This is a genomic window from Dongia sp., assembly GCF_041906375.1.
In the GTDB taxonomy this organism is placed as follows: Bacteria; Pseudomonadota; Alphaproteobacteria; order Dongiales; family Dongiaceae; genus Dongia.
The window spans coordinates 171,371-188,450 of sequence record NZ_JAYRJJ010000005.1 but is presented as its reverse complement, the minus strand read 5'-3'; the positions used below and the strand labels follow the sequence as shown (position 1 = coordinate 188,450).

Annotated in this window: 17 protein-coding genes; 8 read left to right on the top strand and 9 right to left on the bottom strand. The window is 61.0% G+C overall.

The genetic code is table 11. The annotated features are described in order from the left end of the window. Positions 1-22: 22 nt before the first annotated feature. The 4 genes from ACE3OA_RS16540 to dhaK are packed head-to-tail and all read left to right on the top strand — an operon-like array spanning position 23 to position 3,394. The gene (locus ACE3OA_RS16540; protein WP_374312694.1) at positions 23-349 is read left to right on the top strand and encodes an HPr family phosphocarrier protein; all 327 of its coding nucleotides are present in this window, start codon (positions 23-25) and stop codon (positions 347-349) included. Continuing rightward, entirely contained in the window at positions 237-1,940 is a 1,704-nt protein-coding gene (gene ptsP / locus ACE3OA_RS16535) for a phosphoenolpyruvate--protein phosphotransferase (protein ID WP_374312692.1), read from the top strand. The genes ACE3OA_RS16540 and ptsP overlap by 113 nt, the downstream gene beginning before the upstream one ends. Then, entirely contained in the window at positions 1,937-2,362 is a 426-nt protein-coding gene (locus tag ACE3OA_RS16530) for a hypothetical protein (RefSeq protein WP_374312690.1), read from the top strand. Before ptsP ends, ACE3OA_RS16530 begins: the two co-directional genes overlap by 4 nt. A 30-nt stretch (positions 2,363-2,392) precedes the next feature. Continuing rightward, positions 2,393-3,394, top strand: coding sequence for a dihydroxyacetone kinase subunit DhaK (dhaK, locus tag ACE3OA_RS16525; RefSeq protein WP_374312688.1), 1,002 nt, complete (start codon positions 2,393-2,395; stop codon positions 3,392-3,394). 1 nt (position 3,395) lies between these two features. Here the strand turns inward: dhaK and ACE3OA_RS16520 are convergent, their stop codons facing one another. Genes ACE3OA_RS16520 through ACE3OA_RS16500 form a run of 5 tightly spaced genes read right to left on the bottom strand, consistent with a single transcriptional unit; the run spans position 3,396 to position 8,382 of the window. Next, entirely contained in the window at positions 3,396-4,316 is a 921-nt protein-coding gene (locus tag ACE3OA_RS16520) for a carbohydrate kinase family protein (RefSeq protein ID WP_374312686.1), read from the bottom strand. Further along, the gene (locus ACE3OA_RS16515) at positions 4,309-5,322 is read right to left on the bottom strand and encodes an SIS domain-containing protein (RefSeq protein WP_374312684.1); all 1,014 of its coding nucleotides are present in this window, start codon (positions 5,320-5,322) and stop codon (positions 4,309-4,311) included. Before ACE3OA_RS16515 ends, ACE3OA_RS16520 begins: the two co-directional genes overlap by 8 nt. A 4-nt stretch (positions 5,323-5,326) precedes the next feature. Continuing rightward, a complete protein-coding gene (locus ACE3OA_RS16510; protein ID WP_374312682.1) occupies positions 5,327-6,175 on the bottom strand; it encodes a carbohydrate ABC transporter permease in 849 nt (282 codons plus the stop codon). 1 nt (position 6,176) lies between these two features. Continuing rightward, complete coding sequence (locus tag ACE3OA_RS16505) at positions 6,177-7,061, bottom strand: carbohydrate ABC transporter permease (RefSeq protein WP_374312680.1); 885 nt, start codon at positions 7,059-7,061, stop codon at positions 6,177-6,179. A 55-nt stretch (positions 7,062-7,116) separates the two neighbouring features. Then, the gene (locus ACE3OA_RS16500; RefSeq protein ID WP_374312678.1) at positions 7,117-8,382 is read right to left on the bottom strand and encodes an extracellular solute-binding protein; all 1,266 of its coding nucleotides are present in this window, start codon (positions 8,380-8,382) and stop codon (positions 7,117-7,119) included. A 194-nt stretch (positions 8,383-8,576) separates the two neighbouring features. On the opposite strand from ACE3OA_RS16500, the gene ACE3OA_RS16495 reads away from it, so the two are divergent. Further along, positions 8,577-9,833, top strand: a complete 1,257-nt coding sequence (locus ACE3OA_RS16495) for an ROK family protein (RefSeq protein WP_374312676.1) — start codon at positions 8,577-8,579, stop codon at positions 9,831-9,833. 12 nt (positions 9,834-9,845) lie between these two features. On the opposite strand, the gene ACE3OA_RS16490 is transcribed toward ACE3OA_RS16495, so the two are convergent. Next, positions 9,846-10,964 (bottom strand): PotD/PotF family extracellular solute-binding protein, encoded by a 1,119-nt coding sequence (locus tag ACE3OA_RS16490; RefSeq protein WP_374312674.1) that lies wholly within the window; start codon positions 10,962-10,964, stop codon positions 9,846-9,848. A gap of 271 nt (positions 10,965-11,235) precedes the next feature. On the opposite strand from ACE3OA_RS16490, the gene ACE3OA_RS16485 reads away from it, so the two are divergent. Genes ACE3OA_RS16485 through ACE3OA_RS16475 form a run of 3 tightly spaced genes read left to right on the top strand, consistent with a single transcriptional unit; the run spans position 11,236 to position 14,131 of the window. Continuing rightward, positions 11,236-12,219 carry an ABC transporter permease gene (locus ACE3OA_RS16485; protein ID WP_374312672.1) on the top strand — a complete coding sequence of 328 codons (984 nt, stop codon included), beginning with the start codon at positions 11,236-11,238 and terminating at the stop codon, positions 12,217-12,219. A gap of 3 nt (positions 12,220-12,222) precedes the next feature. Continuing rightward, on the top strand, positions 12,223-13,026 hold the full coding sequence (locus tag ACE3OA_RS16480) for an ABC transporter permease (protein WP_374312670.1): 804 nt from the start codon (positions 12,223-12,225) through the stop codon (positions 13,024-13,026). A gap of 4 nt (positions 13,027-13,030) precedes the next feature. Beyond that, a complete protein-coding gene (locus ACE3OA_RS16475; RefSeq protein ID WP_374312668.1) occupies positions 13,031-14,131 on the top strand; it encodes an ABC transporter ATP-binding protein in 1,101 nt (366 codons plus the stop codon). 4 nt (positions 14,132-14,135) lie between these two features. Here the strand turns inward: ACE3OA_RS16475 and ACE3OA_RS16470 are convergent, their stop codons facing one another. The 3 genes from ACE3OA_RS16470 to gap form a co-directional block, all read right to left on the bottom strand. Then, positions 14,136-15,332: a serine hydrolase domain-containing protein gene (locus tag ACE3OA_RS16470; protein ID WP_374312666.1), complete on the bottom strand. Its 1,197-nt coding sequence runs from the start codon at positions 15,330-15,332 to the stop codon at positions 14,136-14,138. 179 nt (positions 15,333-15,511) lie between these two features. After that, on the bottom strand, positions 15,512-15,910 hold the full coding sequence (locus ACE3OA_RS16465) for an MAPEG family protein (RefSeq protein ID WP_374312664.1): 399 nt from the start codon (positions 15,908-15,910) through the stop codon (positions 15,512-15,514). Between the two features lie 158 nt (positions 15,911-16,068). Then, the gene (gene gap / locus ACE3OA_RS16460; protein ID WP_374312662.1) at positions 16,069-17,076 is read right to left on the bottom strand and encodes a type I glyceraldehyde-3-phosphate dehydrogenase; all 1,008 of its coding nucleotides are present in this window, start codon (positions 17,074-17,076) and stop codon (positions 16,069-16,071) included. Positions 17,077-17,080: the final 4 nt, after the last annotated feature.

The window sequence follows — 17,080 nt, the reverse complement described above, 5'->3', positions numbered from 1 at the left end:
TCGGGAACGAAACTGGGTGAGCATGACTGAGACGACGATCAAAGCGGCGATCGAGATCACCAACCCCACCGGCCTGCATGCGCGGCCAGCGGTGAAGATGACCAAGCTTGCCAAGACGTTCGCGGCCAGGGTCCAGCTTGCCTTCGATGCTGCCGGACCCTGGATCGATGCCAAGAGTGTCGTCAAGGTGATGGCGCTGAAGGCCCCCAAGGGCGCGGTCCTGCATTTTTCCGCCAATGGGACGGATGCGGCGGAGGCGATCGCGGCGCTGTCTGATTTGGTGCGACGCGACTTTGACGAGAATCACGAGGGCGTTGCGGCGAATGTCGGTCCGGGGCATGGCGCCTGACACATGGCATAGTGGCCGCGCGGCGTCGCCCGGGCTTGCGGCCGGGCCTCTCTTTATTTCGCGTCCGGTGACGGTGCAGAGGCATGCCGCTGGTTCGCCGGTCCAGGAGGCTGCCAAGTTGCGCGACGCTATCGCGCTTGCTATTGGCGAGATCGAGAAGCTGCAGCAGCAGGCAAGTGATGACGCCGCCGAGATCCTGGAGTTTCAGGTGGCGATGCTGGGCGATGATGCCTTGGCCGAGGCTGCTTTCGCGGCGATTGCCGAAGGTGCAGCAGTCGATGCCGCCTGGAGCGAAGCTCTGAACGAGCAGATCGCGGAGTATGAGGCCGCCGATGAAGAGTATTTTCGGGCCCGCGCCAGCGACATGATCGATATTCGCGACAGGGTTCTGGAACATTTGTTCGGTACGGCCGCTGCGCTTCCGCCGGCCGGTGCGATTATCCTCGCCGAGGATATGCCGCCGTCTCGATTCCTTGCCTGCGACTGGTCGGCGGGCGGCGGCATCGCCCTCACCGGTGGGAGTCCCAGTTCCCATGTTGCCATGCTGGCACGGACGCGTGGTGTGCCTATGGTGGTTGGGCTCGACCTTGATCTCGCCGACATTCAGCCGCTGGAATCCGCCCTGCTAGACGGGGAAGTGGGCCGGATCAATCTCGCCCCGACCGTGCAGGCAGCGCAGGCGTTTCAGCACCAATTGCAACACGCTGCAACGGAGGCGGCGCAATGGGCACAATACCTGATGCAACCGGCTGTCACTGCCGACGGGCAGCGGGTGTTCACGCAGATCAACGTGGCGGCACCCACGGAACTCGACAAGCTCGACCCGGCGATCTGCGATGGTATTGGGCTGGTCCGTACCGAATTCCTGTTCCACGACCAGCCGCAATTGCCGGACGAGGACCAGCAATTCGCGGTCTATCATCGCATCGTCACCTGGGCGGCTGGGCGCCCGGTCACTATCCGCACGCTTGACGCCGGCGGCGATAAACCGATCGAAGGCCTGTCGATGGCTGCCGAATCCAATCCATTTCTGGGCTTGCGCGGCATTCGCCTGTCGCTGGCGCATCCTGACGTCTTTCGCGTTCAGCTGCGTGCCCTGGCGCGGGCAGCCCATTTCGGCCCACTCAAGGTGATGCTGCCGATGGTGACCGTTCCGGCGGAAGTCGCCGCTGCTGCTGCGCTTCTGGCCGGGGAAGTCGCCGATCTGGAGCGGGCTGGCGTGCCCTGCCGGATGCCGGCCCTCGGCATCATGGTGGAAGTGCCGGCTGCCGCCCTGGCGATTGATCGTTATGACGCCGCATTCTTTTCCATCGGCTCCAACGATCTCACACAATATGTGACGGCGTCGGCGCGTGATATTTCCGCCGTCGCCGGCCTCAACGACACGGCGAATCCGGCAGTCTTGATGCTGATCGAGCATGTAGCGCGCTTTGGGCGCGAGGCCGGCCGGGAGGTCAGCCTGTGCGGTGATGCCGGCGGCGACCCACGCCTGCTTCCCTTGCTCCTGCAGGCGGGTGTACGTAACGTCTCGATGGCGCCGACCATGCTGGCCCGCGCAAAGGCCGTGATCGCAAGGTGGCAATCGACATGAATGCCGAGACTGAAAGTGTCACCAATGAAGCCTCTGCCATGGCCGAGTATAAGGGCATCCTGCAGCGGCTTCTGGACAATCGGCCGTCCGGTACGCGCCAGCGGCTGGCGCATGCGCTGGGCAAGAACCGCAGTTTCATAACGCAGATTACCAATGCAAGCTATGCGGTGCCGATACCGGCGCCGCATATAGAGACCATTTTTGAAATCGTCCACTTTCCGACTCACGAGCGACAGGCCTTTCTGGAGGCCTATGGGCGCGCGCATCCGGGCCGGCTGCAGCGCGCGCAATCGAGCCGCCGCATCCGCACGACGACCTTGCACGTGCCCGATCTGGGCGATGAAGAGCGCAACCGGCGCCTTGATCATATGCTGAGCGAGCTTGCTGTTCAGGTAGCCAGGATTGTTGAAGACGGCCAGTAACAGCCGCGTGAGTATATTGGGGAGCAGAACATGAAGAAGCTGATCAACGGAACTGATACGGTCCTCGCTGAGACGCTGGACGGCTTCGCGGCGGCCCATGCCGACATCGTCGAATTGGGGGAAGAACGCAAGTTCATCCGTCGCCGCAGCCTCAAGAAAGGCAAAGTCGGCCTCATCTCCGGCGGCGGTTCCGGGCATGAACCACTTCATGGCGGCTTTGTCGGCCATGGCATGCTGGATGCCGCCTGTCCGGGTCAGGTTTTCACATCGCCGACACCTGACCAGATGCTGGCAGCTGCCCAAGCGGTCGATACCGGCGCCGGTATTCTTTTCATCGTCAAAAATTACGAAGGCGATGTGATGAATTTCGCCATGGCCGCAGAAATGGCCGGTGACATGATCGGCGGACCCGTTGCTACCGTGATCACTGACGATGATGTGGCTGTCGAAACATCGACCTATTCGACCGGCCGGCGCGGCGTCGCGGGCACATTGATCGTCGAGCGTCTGGTCGGGGCCGCAGCCGAGCAGGGACGGGATCTCAACGCGCTCCAGGCCTATGGACAATCTGTAAACGGCCGCACCCGATCGATGGGCGTCGCGCTCAGCAGTTGCACGGTCCCGGCTGCCGGCAAACCGACATTCGCTTTGGCGGAGGACGAGATGGAGATGGGCGTCGGCATTCATGGCGAGCCTGGCCGGCGGCGGGTAAAGCTTGCCTCGGCCGATGCCATCGCCGCGGAAATGGTCGGTGCCATCACGGGCGATCTGGCGCCGAAGCCCGGGCAACAGGCAATCCTCCTGGTCAACGGTTTCGGCGGCACGCCGTCAATGGAACTCTATCTGATGTGCAATGCCGCGCGGCGCATCCTGGCCGGCCAGAAATTGCTGGTCGCCCGGTGCCTGGTCGGGCCCTATGTGACTTCGCTGGAGATGGCGGGTTGTTCGATCACACTGTCCCTGATCGAGGATGCCGACCTTGCCTTGTGGGATTCGCCGATACACACCGCTGCATTGCGCTGGGGAATGTAGCTTATCCTTCGACGCGGTAAGCACGCGGCAGTGTCGCCACGGCGCGTGAAGCCGTATTGACGCCCGCGGTGATGGCATCCTTGAAAGGTCTGCCCTCGGCTATTTCAGCGAGATAGGCGGCATCGAAGACGTCGCCGGCGCCAATCGTGTCGATTGGGACGATCTTCGGCGCTGCGATCTCCACGCGTTCTTCGTAATAGAGCCCAACCGCACCGGCGGGGCCGCATTTGACCACGCAATGGCAATCGGGCGGCGTTATACCGCTGAGCGCGGTCAGTGCGGCATCGACGGAGCCGGTTGAGGTAAGTGCGGTCGCTTCAACCTCGTTGAGAAGCAGATGCGTGCAATGTGCCAGCCAGCTGCGTGTGGTGGCTATAGTTGCCGCTGTCCAGCCGCTGATAGGCCATCCGGTATCCAGAGCAACTTCAACCTGATGCGTCTTGAGCCACGTGAACAGGGACGCATACTCGGCCGTCAGCGCATCGGTAAGATAGGAACCGACAAACAAGGCAATGCCGCCTTGCAAGGTGTCGATATCGATCATGTTGCGGACTTGTTGCGCCGTCAGCAGCGGCATATGGCCCGGTATCGTGAAAAAGGTGCGTTCGCCGTCAGGATGTGTAACGCCAACCGAGAAAGTCGTGGCTGTCTGGGCAATGGGCCAACGTCGCGCGTGATCGGAGAAGGTGTCGCGCAACCAGCGGCCGAAATGATCATGGCCGGTATTGGCGGCCATCTGATAGTGAATATCCAGGGCGTTCCAGGTCAGCCCGACATTGCCTGCAGCGCCGCCGACGCGAATCTCGCCATGGTCCACCAGGACTTCGGTGCCTGGCATAGGCCAGGGAGCTGCGGGGCCGATAATGATGTCGACATTCACATTGCCGATGACGGCCAGGGAGCGACGCGGCCTGTCACTCATCGCGGGTGATCTTGCCACTGCGGATTGGCGTGCCGACGTTTTCAGTCCGTGCATCGGCCAACTCGATCACCAGTTTCTGAGCTGCCGGCAGCAGCGAAAGGGCGGCCGCGATGCCGGCAGACTTCCGTGCTGCAATCTGACAGGTGCCTGGGACGGCAGGCTGGCCGCTGGAATCGACTAGAATTGTCGGTGATCCGGCAGCGACGCAGAGCTGCGCCAGGCTGTCGATAAGAGGTGCCGTCGGCTCGTCTGATTTGGCCAAAACAACGCCAATCTTAGGCCCCAGGATTTCCATCGGGCCATGGCGGAACTGACCGCCTTCGAGGGCGAGCGCCGGCAGGCGCCCCAACTCCATGGCGCCAAGGGCTGCGGCCTCGGCAAGGCCGCGCATGGCGCGGCCGGAGAAGACGAGGGCGCTGCTATCTCGCAAGGCAGCGAGTGCCGAACTAAGATCCGGTGTGCTCGTGTCGGCGAGGGCTGCGAGGGCAGAAGTCGGATCATCGCCCAGAGCAGTCAGCACCCGCTGATGCAAAGCAAGGCTGATCAGCAGGCTGCGGGTGGCGGCAAAGGCGCGTTCGGTTCCACCACGTCCGATGAGCGACGGGGAGGATTGCGCCAGGGTGGAACCACCCTCCAGAGTGAGGCCAAAGACGCTGTCGTGCCGGCCGAGTGCGCTGAACAGCCGATGGACTTCGACTGACTCACCCGATTGTGACGTGACAATGACGACGCTGCCCGCGAGATCAAGTGGCGCATAAAGATGCTCGGACAAAGGCAGCGAAATCGCCTGTATGCCCAAGGCGCGATAAGTTGGCTCGACCATGCGATTGACGGCATGCGACGCTCCCATGCCAAGCAGGACCAGCCGGCGATTGCGCCGTAGTGCTCCGGCTATAGTCGTCGCGATCTCACCATTGGCGTCATAGGAGTCTCGCGCATCCTGGTGCTGGCGCGCCATTTCGGCCCGCAATGCCAACAGGCCTGGCCCGGCCGTACGCATAGTCATTTGGTCATCCTTTTACACTGCCGGCGGTCAGGCCGGACACGAGGGATTTTTGCAGGAAAAAACCGATCAGAACCGGCGGCAATGAAGCCATGACACCCGCTGTAGCGATGAGGCCGTAATCGGCAACACGCCCGCCGGCGAGATCGGCTATGAAGACAGGAAGCGTTTTCGAATCCTTGGCCGTAAACAGCAAGGCATAGAAAAATTCGTCCCAAGCCAACAGAAATGCGAAGAGCCCGGCAGTGGTGAGGGCAGGGGCCGCCAGCGGCAAAGTGATGCGCCGCAATATCTGGTCGAGCCGTGCGCCGTCGATCATGGCTGCCTGTTCTATTTCAGCGGGCACATGATCGAAATTGCTCTTCAACAGCCAGGTGGTGAAGGGCGCCAGGATGCTAAGATACACGATGGCGAGGCTGAAGACCGAATTGAGTGCTCCCATGGCGCTGAGTGCAAAATAGATCGGCACCACCAGCGCCACGGGCGGCAGCATGTAGGTGCCAACAACAACATAGAGCGAAAAGTTGAGGCGACCATTGGCGCGGGAGACGGACCATGCGGCCGGAATGGCGACGGCAAGCGCTCCCAATGAAGCGAGTATTGCTACGGCCAGACTATTGCGGAGTGCGGTGAGGAAGGCGGACCCGACACTGTTCGCGGTCAGCGAAATGATCTCGTGGTAGCGGTGCAGGTCGAACGTCTGGGGTATCCAGCGCAAGGGAATGGTAGTGAGGTCGTTGGTGTCGCTGATGCTCATGATGAGAAGCCAGGCGATTGGCGCCAGGATAAATATCCCGAGCAGCAGGGCACCCGTGTGAATGAACATGCTGAAGGCGAGGCTGCGGCGTTCCATCATGTCAACGGAACTCTCCTTGCCGGCGCAGCAGGCCGACATAGCCGGCGATCAGGATGGAACTCACCAGTACCATGATGAGTGCCACCGAGGCGCCGATGCCTGCCTTCTGAAAGGAAAAAGCCTGCTCATAGACCAGCATGCTGACGGTCTTCGTACTGTTTGCGGGACCGCCGCGCGTCATGACCCAGATGATGTCGAATACTTTGAAGGCCTCGATGGTTCGCAGAACGATGGCGACTGTGAGCGGGCCGATGAGATAGGGGAGCACCACCGCCCGGAACCGCGACCAGGGGCCGGCCCCATCCATGACGGCTGCAGCGTGCAATTCGCGCGGCACCGATTGCAGGGCGGCGAGTGCGATGAGGGTAACGAGAGGAAAATTCTTCCAGACGTCGGCCAGGCAAACGGCAAGAAGCGCCGAACTCGGCTCGCCGAGCCAGGAACGGTAGGTATCGATCAGGCCGGTCTGGGTGAGCAATGCGTTGAAGGCCCCGAAATCGGGATTGTAGATAAGGCGCCACATGGTGGCGTTAACCACCGTTGGCAGCGCCCAGGGCAGGATCATGAGGGCGCGCAGGAGATTGCGGCCGACGAATTTCTGATCAAGCAGCAAGGCTGCGGCCAGCCCGATGGCGAATTCGGCGGTGACTGAGATGAGCACGAAGCGGATGGTGGTCCAAACCACGCTGTAGAATGCGCCGCTGGAGAAGACTCGGCTGAAATTGTCGGTTCCGACCCAGTTGACCGCACCGCCGATAAGCTTGGCGTCGGTGAAGCTGACGCCGACAGTCTTGGCGAGGGGCCATCCGATGATGAAGGTCATGATGGCGAGAAGGGGGGCCAGCAACAGCCAGCTCCGCAGCATCATCCATCGTCCCATCATCATCGGTGACCTGATCTCTCGTGTTCAGCCGGATGTGTGGTCCGGCCGGTTCGTGCTATCAGAGACCGCCGCTGGCGCTCTCGGCCGCAGCCTTCAGGGCTTCCTCCGGTGTCGATTGCTTCAGCAGGGCTGCATGGATCGCCTGCTGCAGCTGGGTGGAAAGCTGTTGATACGTCGGCGTGGTTGGGCGCGGGAACATCAGGCCCAGCGATGTCTTGGCCGCAGCCACGAGTGCTTCCTGCCCGGTCGTGACGGCCGGCTGGCTGTAGGAATCCGCCCAGATCGGAAGGCTTAGCTTGGCAAACTTCTCCTGCTCGGCCTTTGAGGTCATGAAGGCGATATAGTTCCAGGCCTCATCCGGGTGCTGGCTGGTGCTGGTAATGCCAAGGCCCATCGATCCATTGACGGCCGAGGCCTCGCTCTTGCCTTCGACTCCCGGTGCCGGGACAACGCCGACCTTGCCGACGATCTTCGATTCCTTCGGATCGTTCGCCATATTGTACATATAGGTCCAGTTCATGGCGAAGGCAGCCTCGCCACTGGAAAAGACACGGCGGACATCTTCCTCGAGATACTCCTTCGAGTTCGGGTTGCTGAGGCCCTGCTCGATCGAATCCGTCATATAGGCAAGCGCGTCGACGCCGCCACCGTTCTGGAAGGCGGGCTTGCCGTCGGCGTCAAGGAAGAAGCCGCCGAAGGCTGCGACGAGCGTTGTGTAGTCGCAGATGGCCGCTTCAGCTTGGGCCCAGCTCCACACGATCGGGAATTCGGCGAGCTTCTTTTCCTTGATGATCTTGGCCTGGTCGAGCAATTCGGCCCAGGTTTTGGGCGGAGTCTTAATGCCGGCTTTTTCCAGGATCTCGGTGTTGTAGAAGAGATATTTCGTGTCGAGGATCCAGGGCAGCCCATAGCGCTTGTTCTGATATTCGACCGTAGTCCAGGCGCCTGGCAGGACACCATCCTTCATCTCCGGCGTGATCTTATCGGTGACGTCGAGGAGCACCTTGTTCTCGGCGAATTCGGCGGGCCAGATAACGTCGAACAGCACCACGTCGTAGCCGCCGCCGGCACCCTGGGCCAGCGTGGTTTTATCATGGAGCCCTTCATATGGAACGAATTCGAGGTTGATCTTGACACCCGGATTGGCGGCCTCGAAATCGGCGGTCATGGCGCGCACATTGTCTTCGCTGTAGGCGGCTTGCGCCATGAAGAGGGCATTCAAAGTGGTGTCGGCGAAAGCGCCGATCGTGAGTGACTGGGCGCCGGCCAGAATGGCGCCACCGACGATCGCCTGCAGCAGGCGTGTGCGATAGTTGTTCGACATTGAAACCTCCCTTTGATGCATGCCGGTTGGCAGCAACGTTCCACGCTCCCGATGGTGGCGTGCTGGTTCGTGATTGTCGAACCAGTTATCTCGGACGCCGTGCTGTTTGCTCACTTGCGCCCAGGATCGTCACCGGTGATAATAAATCAAATTGGTTGACTTAATGAGTTTCGGGCAAAATCCGGGACGTGTCAATGGAGTTGCGGACGGTGCAAGTGAAGCGCGCGATCGTTGCCACGGCCGGTACCAATCTGGGCGGTGCCAGCGCCCATAACCGGCGGGTCGTCTTCGATGCGCTGCGGCTCAACGGCGCCTTGTCGCGGGCCGAGATTGCGCGGGCCACCCAGCTGACGCCCCAAACGGTGAGCAATATCATCGACCAGTTCGTGCAGGACGGCCTGGTTGCTGCGGATGAGCCCGTGCGCGGCGCACGTGGTCAGCCGGCAACGCCCTATCGCATTCTGCCGGGTGGCGCCTGGTCGATCGGCATCGAAATCGACCGCCACCGTGTGCTGGGTGTAGGGGTCGATCTTGCCGGCGCGACCTTAAGCCAGCGCCATTGCCGATTGCCGACAGGTGGGCCGCAGCGAGGCCTCGCCGTCGTATTGGATCTCATCGCCGATATTCGCAAGGATTTGAAGAACGTCGCCAGGAACCAAAGGGGCAGGTCGGTACCGTTGCTGGGCCTCGGCGTTGCCATGCCAGGTCCTTTCGGCATGAGCAACGCAGCGGCGCCGCACGATCCCTTGCTAGATCCCTGGGTCATGCGCGAATGGCACAGTTTTCCCTTGATGGCGGAACTGACCAAGGCGACCGGGCTGGAAGCGCGGTTGCAGAATGATGCCAGCGCAGCTGCCATGGCCGAGAAAATGTATGGCGTCGCTCGCGGCCTCGACAATTTCGTCTATCTATTCCTCGGCTACGGACTTGGCGCCGGAATCGTCATTCAGGGCGAGATCTATGCCGGCATGGCCGGCAATGCGGGTGAAATCGGGCAGCTTCCGGCCATGGCTCACGGTCCGACCGAACCACCCCGTTCGCTGGAGGAATTCGTCTCGATCCTGTCGCTCTGCCGTGCGATCGGCCTCGATCCATCCAGCGGCGATCTGTTCGAACAGATGCAGGTGCAGGGCGATTTGGGTGGGCCTCGCTTGCAGAAATGGGCGGAGCAGGCCGGCCACCATCTGCGCCAGGCAGTGCAGATCCTCGAGGCCCTGTTCGACCCGCAGACGGTCGTGCTTGGTGGGCAGGTGCCGGCGCCACTGCTGGTGGAGATTGCGCGGCATATCGAACCGCTCCTGCCGTCGGTTTCAGCCAGGCGCGATCGCGACCGGCCGCGTCTGACGCTGGGCAGCGCCGACCTTTGGGCGGTGGCGCAAGGGGCCGCGATGGAGCCGATCGCCCGGACCTTTGATCCTCAGTTCCGGGCGATCTTCAAATCCATCGAGTGAGCAATGTCGAGGTTATTGCTTCAACGCTTTCACTTCTTCCCACAGCTTGATGTATTTCTGGTTCCGTGCCGTCTCGACTGGCTCGAACAGAATGCCGTTGTTGAGGTGCTGCACCGGATCGGTGATGCCCAGCGCTGAAATTTGCGCCGGATCGGCGATTTCAAACGCCTTGCGGTTGCTGTGGCCGTAGCCATAGGCTTCAATCATATATTTCCCGGTCTCTGGCGAGAGCCAGGCGTCGAGGAAATCGTAGGCGGCAGCTTCGTCCGCCTTGCCGGTGTTGAGCAAGGTCATGCCGCACAGCCAGGTGAAGATACCTTCCTTGGGCTGCGCATATTTGATCGGCACGCCTTGTTCCTTGAGGCTCTTCACCGTCTCGTTCCAGGCATAGGCCGCGACGATCTCGCCAGAAGCGAGGGCTTGGTTGATCTCGGTATTGTCCTTCCACAGGAAGCGGCTGTTCTTGACGATTTTCTCCAGCAGCGGGCGGGTCGCTTCCAACTCAGCATCCGACATTTCGAAGATCTTCTTCTTGTCGTAGCCGAGCAGCAGGCCGACGATTTCGGCAGCGCCTTCGGTATCCGACATCGACAGTTTTCCCTCATAGCGATCATCAGTGAAGATCGCCCAGGATTCGTTGGCAGCGTAATCAGGCTCCACCAGGTCGGTCCGATAGGCGATGCCGGAATTGCCCCAGTCACAAGGCACCATCACGACATTGCCACCGACGACCACGCCGACGCCCGTCTTCAGCGGCTCGAACACATCGTTCCAATGGCTGAGGCGCGCCGTATCGATCGGTTTGGTGAGGCCGGCTTCGACGAAATAGCCGACCGAATAGGTGCAAGGATGGACCGCGTCGGCATTGAAACCGGAGCGCACTTTCTGCAAGGCCTCGTCTTCATTGGCGAAGATCGAGAAGGCGGGCGCGGCGCCGTGCTTGTCGACATAGGCCTTGAAGAAATCCGGTTGGTCGTAGCCGCTCCATTCCATGACGACGAGTTGTTCCTCGGCACGCGCGCGGGTCGGCATCATCATCATGCCGACCCCGAATGCAGCAGCCGAGCGCATGACGTCACGGCGCGAAACGCGCCCCTGTGCCATGCGATCGATAAATTTTACGCGGTTCATTCCCATAGCCCCCTATCCGATTGAAACGTTATTTGATTGTAGGATGGTCTAAACCCGGGAATTTGACGACCGGCTATATGTGGCTGTCAACGACCTTTGCTGGATTGTGCGCTCGCTCACGAAGGTCTGAACGCGACGCATGAACTGAGGTCGCTCATACATGAATTGCCTTGCGCTTGACAGCCGCGTCGCTGCCATTTGACACTCGGGGCAAGGCGCGGCGACAAGACCGTGCCAAAGGGATGGTGGGCGTGATTGGGAATTTCTCGAAATGAGTGACGCTGCGCCAAGCAGTTCCGTCACTGAGATGGACCGTGGAGAGGCTGCCAGAAGCACAATTCTGCAGCGCTATCCGTGGTTGCGCGGCTATCTGCTCATGTCGCCGACCCTGGTTGTCATGCTGGCGATGCTGGTCGCGCCAATTATCGCATTGGTGGTGCGCAGCTTCTGGACACAGAACGTGTTCGAGATCGATACGACCTTCACCTTGCGCAATTACGGCCAGATTTTCGGCCTGGGAGAGAAGCTTACCTATTGGATGGGCATCCCCTTTCCCTTTGCCAATCCGGTCTATGTCATCCTGCTGGTCAAATCGATCCTGATGTCGCTGGCGGTGACTGTTTTCGTCCTACTGCTGGCCTATCCGATGGCCTATTTCATGGCCTTCCGCGTGCACCGGCACAAGATTCTATGGCTGATCCTCATCACGGTGCCGATCTGGACCAGCTACCTGCTGCGCGTCTTTGCCTGGAAGATCATGCTGGGCTTCAACGGTGTCATCAACTCAAGCCTCATCAAACTGGGGCTGATCGACAAGCCGCTTGATTTCCTGCTCTACAGCCCGACTGCGGTGATGCTGACCCTGGCTCATGCCTGGGTCGCCTTCGCAATTCTGCCCATCTATGTGAGCCTGGAGAAGATCGACCGGTCGCTGCTCGAAGCGGCGACGGATCTCGGCGACAAGCCCTGGGAACGGTTCTGGCACATCACCCTGCCGCTCTCGGCACCGGGCAGCATCGCCACCGCGTTGATGGTCTTCATCCCCACCGTCGGAGACTATGTAACACCGACGCTGGTCGGTGGCTCGGGCGGCAGCATGATCGGCAACAGCATCCAGATCCTGTTCGGCAGGCAGAATGATGCGCCCCTGGGCTCGGCTGTCTCCGTCGTCATGATGGCGCTGATCACCGGTATAGTGTGCCTGTTCCTATGGGCGGTCGGGTACCGCAAAATCCGCGCGCGCGGGGCAATCTGACACATGCGCAAACGCTTCGACTTCCTGCCGCTCTACGCCGTCCTGTTCCTGGTGTTCCTCTATGGACCCGTCTTGCTGCTGCCGCTGTTTTCCTTCAATGACGCGACCTATGCCGTCTTCCCCCTGAAAGGCTTTACCTTAAAAGCCTATCAACAGATGATCCACGATCCGTCGTTGATTGCTTCCTTGAAGAACAGCCTGATGGTGGCCGTCGGCGTTTCGATCGTCAGCACCGCCTTCGGCCTCCTCGCCGCGATGGGCGTCACGCGCTACAAGATGCCGGGGCAGGGACCTGTGATGGGCGGCATCATGCTGCCATTGGTGGTGCCTAGCATCATCCTCTCGGTTGCCTTGTTGGTGATCGTGCGGCAGGTCTTCGACATTCCGCTGACCTTGTGGACAGTCGGCGCGGGCCACGTCCTGCTCTGCGTGCCATTTTCGATGATGGTGCTGATGGCGCGCCTCGAAGGTTTCGACAAGAGCCTGGAAGAGGCTTCTGGCGATCTCGGCGAGAATGGCTGGATGACATTCTGGCGCGTGACTTTTCCCCTCGCGTTGCCCGGTGTCGTCTCCAGCCTGCTCATGTCCTTCACCATATCGCTCGATGAATATGTGATGGCCTTCTTTCTCAGCGGCCTTGACCAGACTCTGCCGATCTTCCTCTATGGCCAGCTTCGCTTCCCGCAGCGCCTGCCCATGACCCTGGCGCTGGGCAGCACCATCCTGGTCGTTTCGACCATCATCGTCGTCTTCTCCGAAATCCTGCGCCGTCGCGGCGTCCCAACGACCAAACCAAGCGGATTGTGAGACCATGCCTGGCGCCGATACCATCATCTCACTCAACAATGTCTCAAGGCATTTCGGTCCGGTCCGTGCCGTTGACGATGTCAGCTTCGAGATCAAGCGCGGCGAATTCTTCTCCCTGCTGGGCCCGTCCGGTTGCGGCAAGACCACCTTGCTCCGAATGCTGGCCGGCTTCGAAGTACCGACGGCCGGTTCCATCCTGATCGACGGCCAGGATGTTTCGACCGTGCCGCCCTATGCGCGGCCGACCAATATGGTGTTCCAGAACTACGCCATCTTCCCGCATCTCAATGTCGGCGAGAACATCGCTTATGGCCTGCGCAAGAAGGGACTGTCGAAGGCGGAAATGGCGCGGATCGTCGATGAGGCGCTGGAGCTGATCAAGATGCCGGGCTATGGCGCCCGCGGTGCTCATCAATTATCAGGCGGCCAACGCCAGCGCGTGGCATTGGCGCGTGCGCTCGTGTGCAAGCCCAAAGTTCTGCTGCTGGATGAACCATTGGGTGCGCTCGATAAGAAACTGCGCGAAGAGATGCAAATCGAACTGCGTCAGATCCAGCGCTCTGTTGGCGTCACATTTGTCTTCGTCACTCACGACCAGGAAGAGGCGCTGGCGCTCTCGGATCGTATTGCGGTCATGTCTGGCGGCAAGGCGCTGCAGATCGACAGTGCCAATCACCTCTATGAAGCGCCCAATTGCCGTGAGGTGGCGGCATTCATCGGCTCAATGAACTTCTTCCCCGGAATTCTGAAGTCTGTTGCGGGCGGTATCGCTCACGTCGATGCCGGGGCGCTTGGCAGTCTTTCCATCGCGGCCGGCGGCTCTGCACCCGCAGCGGGAGCAGCCGTGACCGTCGCCGTCCGACCGGAGAAAATGCGCCTCGCCTGGGTCAAGCCGGATGTGGGCGGCAATGCGCTCACCGGCACTGTTGCTGCCGAAGCCTATTTTGGCGACCGCAGTCACTATCATATCGCGGTCGACGGGCTGTCAGCGCCGATCGCCGTTGCGCATCAAAAAGCCGACCGCAGCCTCGACGATGCAAGCTCGATCGGCCGTCCGGTTTGGCTGAGTTGGCCAGATAGTGCTGGCGTGTTGCTGGGCGCCTGAAGAATCAGCCGTAATGCGCCGCGATTGCGCGCAAGGCCGCCAGGATGTGGCGGTCCATGCCTTCGTCAACCGGCAATGGCTGCGATGAAACCTTGACTACGACCAGTTCGGCCTGGCGGTCGATGAATATCCATTGGCCGTGAATGCCGACGGCGCAGAATGCCTCGCGCGCTTCATCGACGATGTACCATTTGCTGCGGTACTTGCCGCCCTGAAGGAAGCCGGCCATGTCGCCGCGCGCCCAGGCCCCGGCATCGCCATTTTTTAGGATATCGTCGACCCAGTTTCGCGGGATGACGCTCTTGCCGGCGACGATGCCGTGTTGACGCATCATTTCACCGAAACGGCCGAGGTCGCGCAACGTTGCGCTGATGCCGCCCGCTGTGCGCGCGGCACCGAGGCGGTCGACCGTGACATAGGCCGGCATTTCGGCACCGATATGCTGCCAGATGCCGTCGCTGAGAATATCGGCAAGCTTGCGACCCGAGGCACGTTCCAGCAGCCAGCCAAGCAGATCCGAATTCGGCGAAACATAATGAAAGGCATGCCCGTGTTTGCCATCGGCACGCCGGGTCGTGGCGAGGAAGCTGCGGAGATCGCCACCGCTTTCCGGGCTCTCGACCGGGTTCCAGCCGCTGGCGCGGCGATAGCGCATGAAGTCGCCCTGTGGGTCGAGATAGTCTTCCGTGAAATCGATGGCGACGGTCATGTCGAGCACATGGCGAACGGTGGCATCGCCATAGGCCGAGCCTTTGGTCTCCGGCAGATAGTCCGACACCAGTGCATTGGGGTCGAACTGTCCGTTGGCGACCAGGAGCCCGGCGAGGCTGCCCGTGATTGATTTGCTGACCGAAAAGACGATATGCGGCCGATTGGCGGCGAGGGCCGCTGCATACTTCTCGGTTGTGATGCGCCCTTGATGCAGCACAAGGAAGCCGTCGGTAAAGGTGTCGGCCAGCATGCCGGCGACCGATCCGGCCTTGCCGTCGACGGTGCGGTAGGAGATGCCGCCGAGTTCGGCCGGCGCCATCGCAAGCGGGATCATTCGCGCTGGATCGTGTGCGATGATGGCGCTGGGAATGATCTCCGAGACATGAGAGAAAGACCATCGATTGAACGGTGCGAGGCGCCAGTTGGCGAGTGTAACCTGATCCTCGGCGCTGGCCGGGGAAGCTTGCATCAGCGCGGTTTGAAACGGCATCCCATCCATCGCAGCACCCATCTTATTTTTCATTCGTTCAAATGGTGCTGCAATCTAACTCTGGCCGTTCGGTATGCCAAGAGGCGCCGAGGATGGGCGGACCGCGGGTCGCGGTGCAAGAAAGCGATGGTGCTCGACTTCCCGTAAGAGCTTCTGGGCCAGCGCGTGGCCCCTTCGCCTCAGAACAGTTGGGTAAGGATCAGCACCAATCCAGCCATGGAAATGGCCCAGGATCCCGTGCGTACCCAGGGAAGGCCGATAAGGTAGACGACGGCATAAGCGGCCCGACCCCAGAAGAACAGCTGCGCGCCCAGCGCGGTCATATCATTCCCGAGCATGCCGATTTGGGTAACCAATGCGAGGGCTGCAAAGAGCGGCAGGTTTTCCAGCATGTTGCGGTGGGCGCGGGTGGCGCGGCCGGCAAGACCGGTCAGCGGCGGCATGTCGTCGCGATTGCCGGCGAGGGTTGGCAATCCCACCTGCATCTGTGTCGCCATAACCGCGATCAGCATCTGCGCGATGCAGAGAACGACGCTCCAGATCAGCAGGGTAAGTTCGGTCGACATTTCACCCGGCATGACGTTCTCCCTGGACAGGTGGCGCTACGTGGTGGCTCACGAACGTAATAGGCGCATGATAGCGCGAATGTAGACCTCGACCTAGGGCAGAATTGCGGCAAGAAAAAACCCCGCGCCGATCAGGCACGGGGTTCTTTTGCCAACGCTCGAAAGGCGGCTTAGCCGAGCTTGCCGACGGCGACCAGCGTGTCGCACATGCGGTTCGAGAAGCCCCATTCATTGTCGTACCAGCTCAGCACGCGGACGAAGGTGCCGTCGATGACCTGGGTCTGCGACAGATCGAAAGTCGAGCTGTTCTGGTTGTGGTTGAAATCGATCGACACCAGCGGCTGGTCATTGACACCAAGAACGCCCTTCAGGGGGCCATTGGCGGCCTTAATGATCGCTTCGTTGACCTTTTCCTTGGTCGTGGCCTTTTTGGCGACGAACTTGAAATCGACGACCGAGACGTTCGGCGTCGGCACGCGGATCGACGAGCCGTCGAGCTTGCCGGCGAGTTCCGGCAGCACCAGGCCCACCGCCTTGGCGGCGCCGGTGGTGGTCGGGATCATGCTGAGAGCCGCCGCGCGGGCGCGGTAGAGGTCCTTGTGCATGGTGTCCAGCGTCGGCTGGTCACCCGTATAGGAATGGATCGTCGTCATATAGCCGTGCTCGATGCCGATCGCTTTGTGGAGAACAGCGGCAACTGGCGCCAGGCAGTTGGTGGTGCAGGAAGCGTTCGAGATGATCTTGTGCGACTTCTTCAGCTTGGCGTGGTTGACGCCGTAGACGACGGTGAGGTCGGCATTGGTCGCCGGGGCCGAGATGACGACGCGCTTGGCGCCGGCATTGATATGCGCCATCGCCTTTTCACGGTCGGTGAAGAGGCCGGTGCATTCGGCGACGATGTCGACCTTCAGGTCTTTCCACGGCAGCTTGGCGGGATCGCGCTCGGCGCTGACATTGATCCAGCCGCGGCCGACATCCATGGCGCCTGCCTTGGTCTTCACATTGCCGGGGAATGCCCCATGCACGGAATCACGGCGGAACAAATGGGCGTTGGTCTCAACTGGGCCAAGATCGTTGATGGCGACGATATCGAGGTCCTTGCGGCCCGATTCCATCATCGCGCGGAGGACGAGGCGGCCGATGCGGCCGAACCCATTGATCGCAACCCGAATTGCCATGTTA

Excerpts from the sequence above, each read along its gene's own strand:
- ACE3OA_RS16470 (WP_374312666.1), bottom strand. The coding sequence starts at position 15,332 with ATGCCGTTTCAAACCGCGCTGATGCAAGCTTCCCCGGCCAGCGCCGAG.
- ACE3OA_RS16490 (WP_374312674.1), bottom strand. The coding sequence starts at position 10,964 with ATGAACCGCGTAAAATTTATCGATCGCATGGCACAGGGGCGCGTTTCG.
- ACE3OA_RS16520 (WP_374312686.1), bottom strand. The coding sequence starts at position 4,316 with ATGAGTGACAGGCCGCGTCGCTCCCTGGCCGTCATCGGCAATGTGAAT.
- ACE3OA_RS16495 (WP_374312676.1), top strand. The coding sequence starts at position 8,577 with ATGGAGTTGCGGACGGTGCAAGTGAAGCGCGCGATCGTTGCCACGGCC.
- dhaK (WP_374312688.1), top strand. The coding sequence starts at position 2,393 with ATGAAGAAGCTGATCAACGGAACTGATACGGTCCTCGCTGAGACGCTG.
- gap (WP_374312662.1), bottom strand. The coding sequence starts at position 17,076 with ATGGCAATTCGGGTTGCGATCAATGGGTTCGGCCGCATCGGCCGCCTC.
- ACE3OA_RS16485 (WP_374312672.1), top strand. The coding sequence starts at position 11,236 with ATGAGTGACGCTGCGCCAAGCAGTTCCGTCACTGAGATGGACCGTGGA.
- ACE3OA_RS16505 (WP_374312680.1), bottom strand. The coding sequence starts at position 7,061 with ATGATGATGGGACGATGGATGATGCTGCGGAGCTGGCTGTTGCTGGCC.
- ACE3OA_RS16540 (WP_374312694.1), top strand. The coding sequence starts at position 23 with ATGACTGAGACGACGATCAAAGCGGCGATCGAGATCACCAACCCCACC.
- ACE3OA_RS16515 (WP_374312684.1), bottom strand. The coding sequence starts at position 5,322 with ATGACTATGCGTACGGCCGGGCCAGGCCTGTTGGCATTGCGGGCCGAA.
- ACE3OA_RS16530 (WP_374312690.1), top strand. The coding sequence starts at position 1,937 with ATGAATGCCGAGACTGAAAGTGTCACCAATGAAGCCTCTGCCATGGCC.
- ACE3OA_RS16465 (WP_374312664.1), bottom strand. The coding sequence starts at position 15,910 with ATGCCGGGTGAAATGTCGACCGAACTTACCCTGCTGATCTGGAGCGTC.
- ACE3OA_RS16475 (WP_374312668.1), top strand. The coding sequence starts at position 13,031 with ATGCCTGGCGCCGATACCATCATCTCACTCAACAATGTCTCAAGGCAT.
- ACE3OA_RS16510 (WP_374312682.1), bottom strand. The coding sequence starts at position 6,175 with ATGATGGAACGCCGCAGCCTCGCCTTCAGCATGTTCATTCACACGGGT.
- ACE3OA_RS16480 (WP_374312670.1), top strand. The coding sequence starts at position 12,223 with ATGCGCAAACGCTTCGACTTCCTGCCGCTCTACGCCGTCCTGTTCCTG.
- ptsP (WP_374312692.1), top strand. The coding sequence starts at position 237 with ATGGGACGGATGCGGCGGAGGCGATCGCGGCGCTGTCTGATTTGGTGC.
- ACE3OA_RS16500 (WP_374312678.1), bottom strand. The coding sequence starts at position 8,382 with ATGTCGAACAACTATCGCACACGCCTGCTGCAGGCGATCGTCGGTGGC.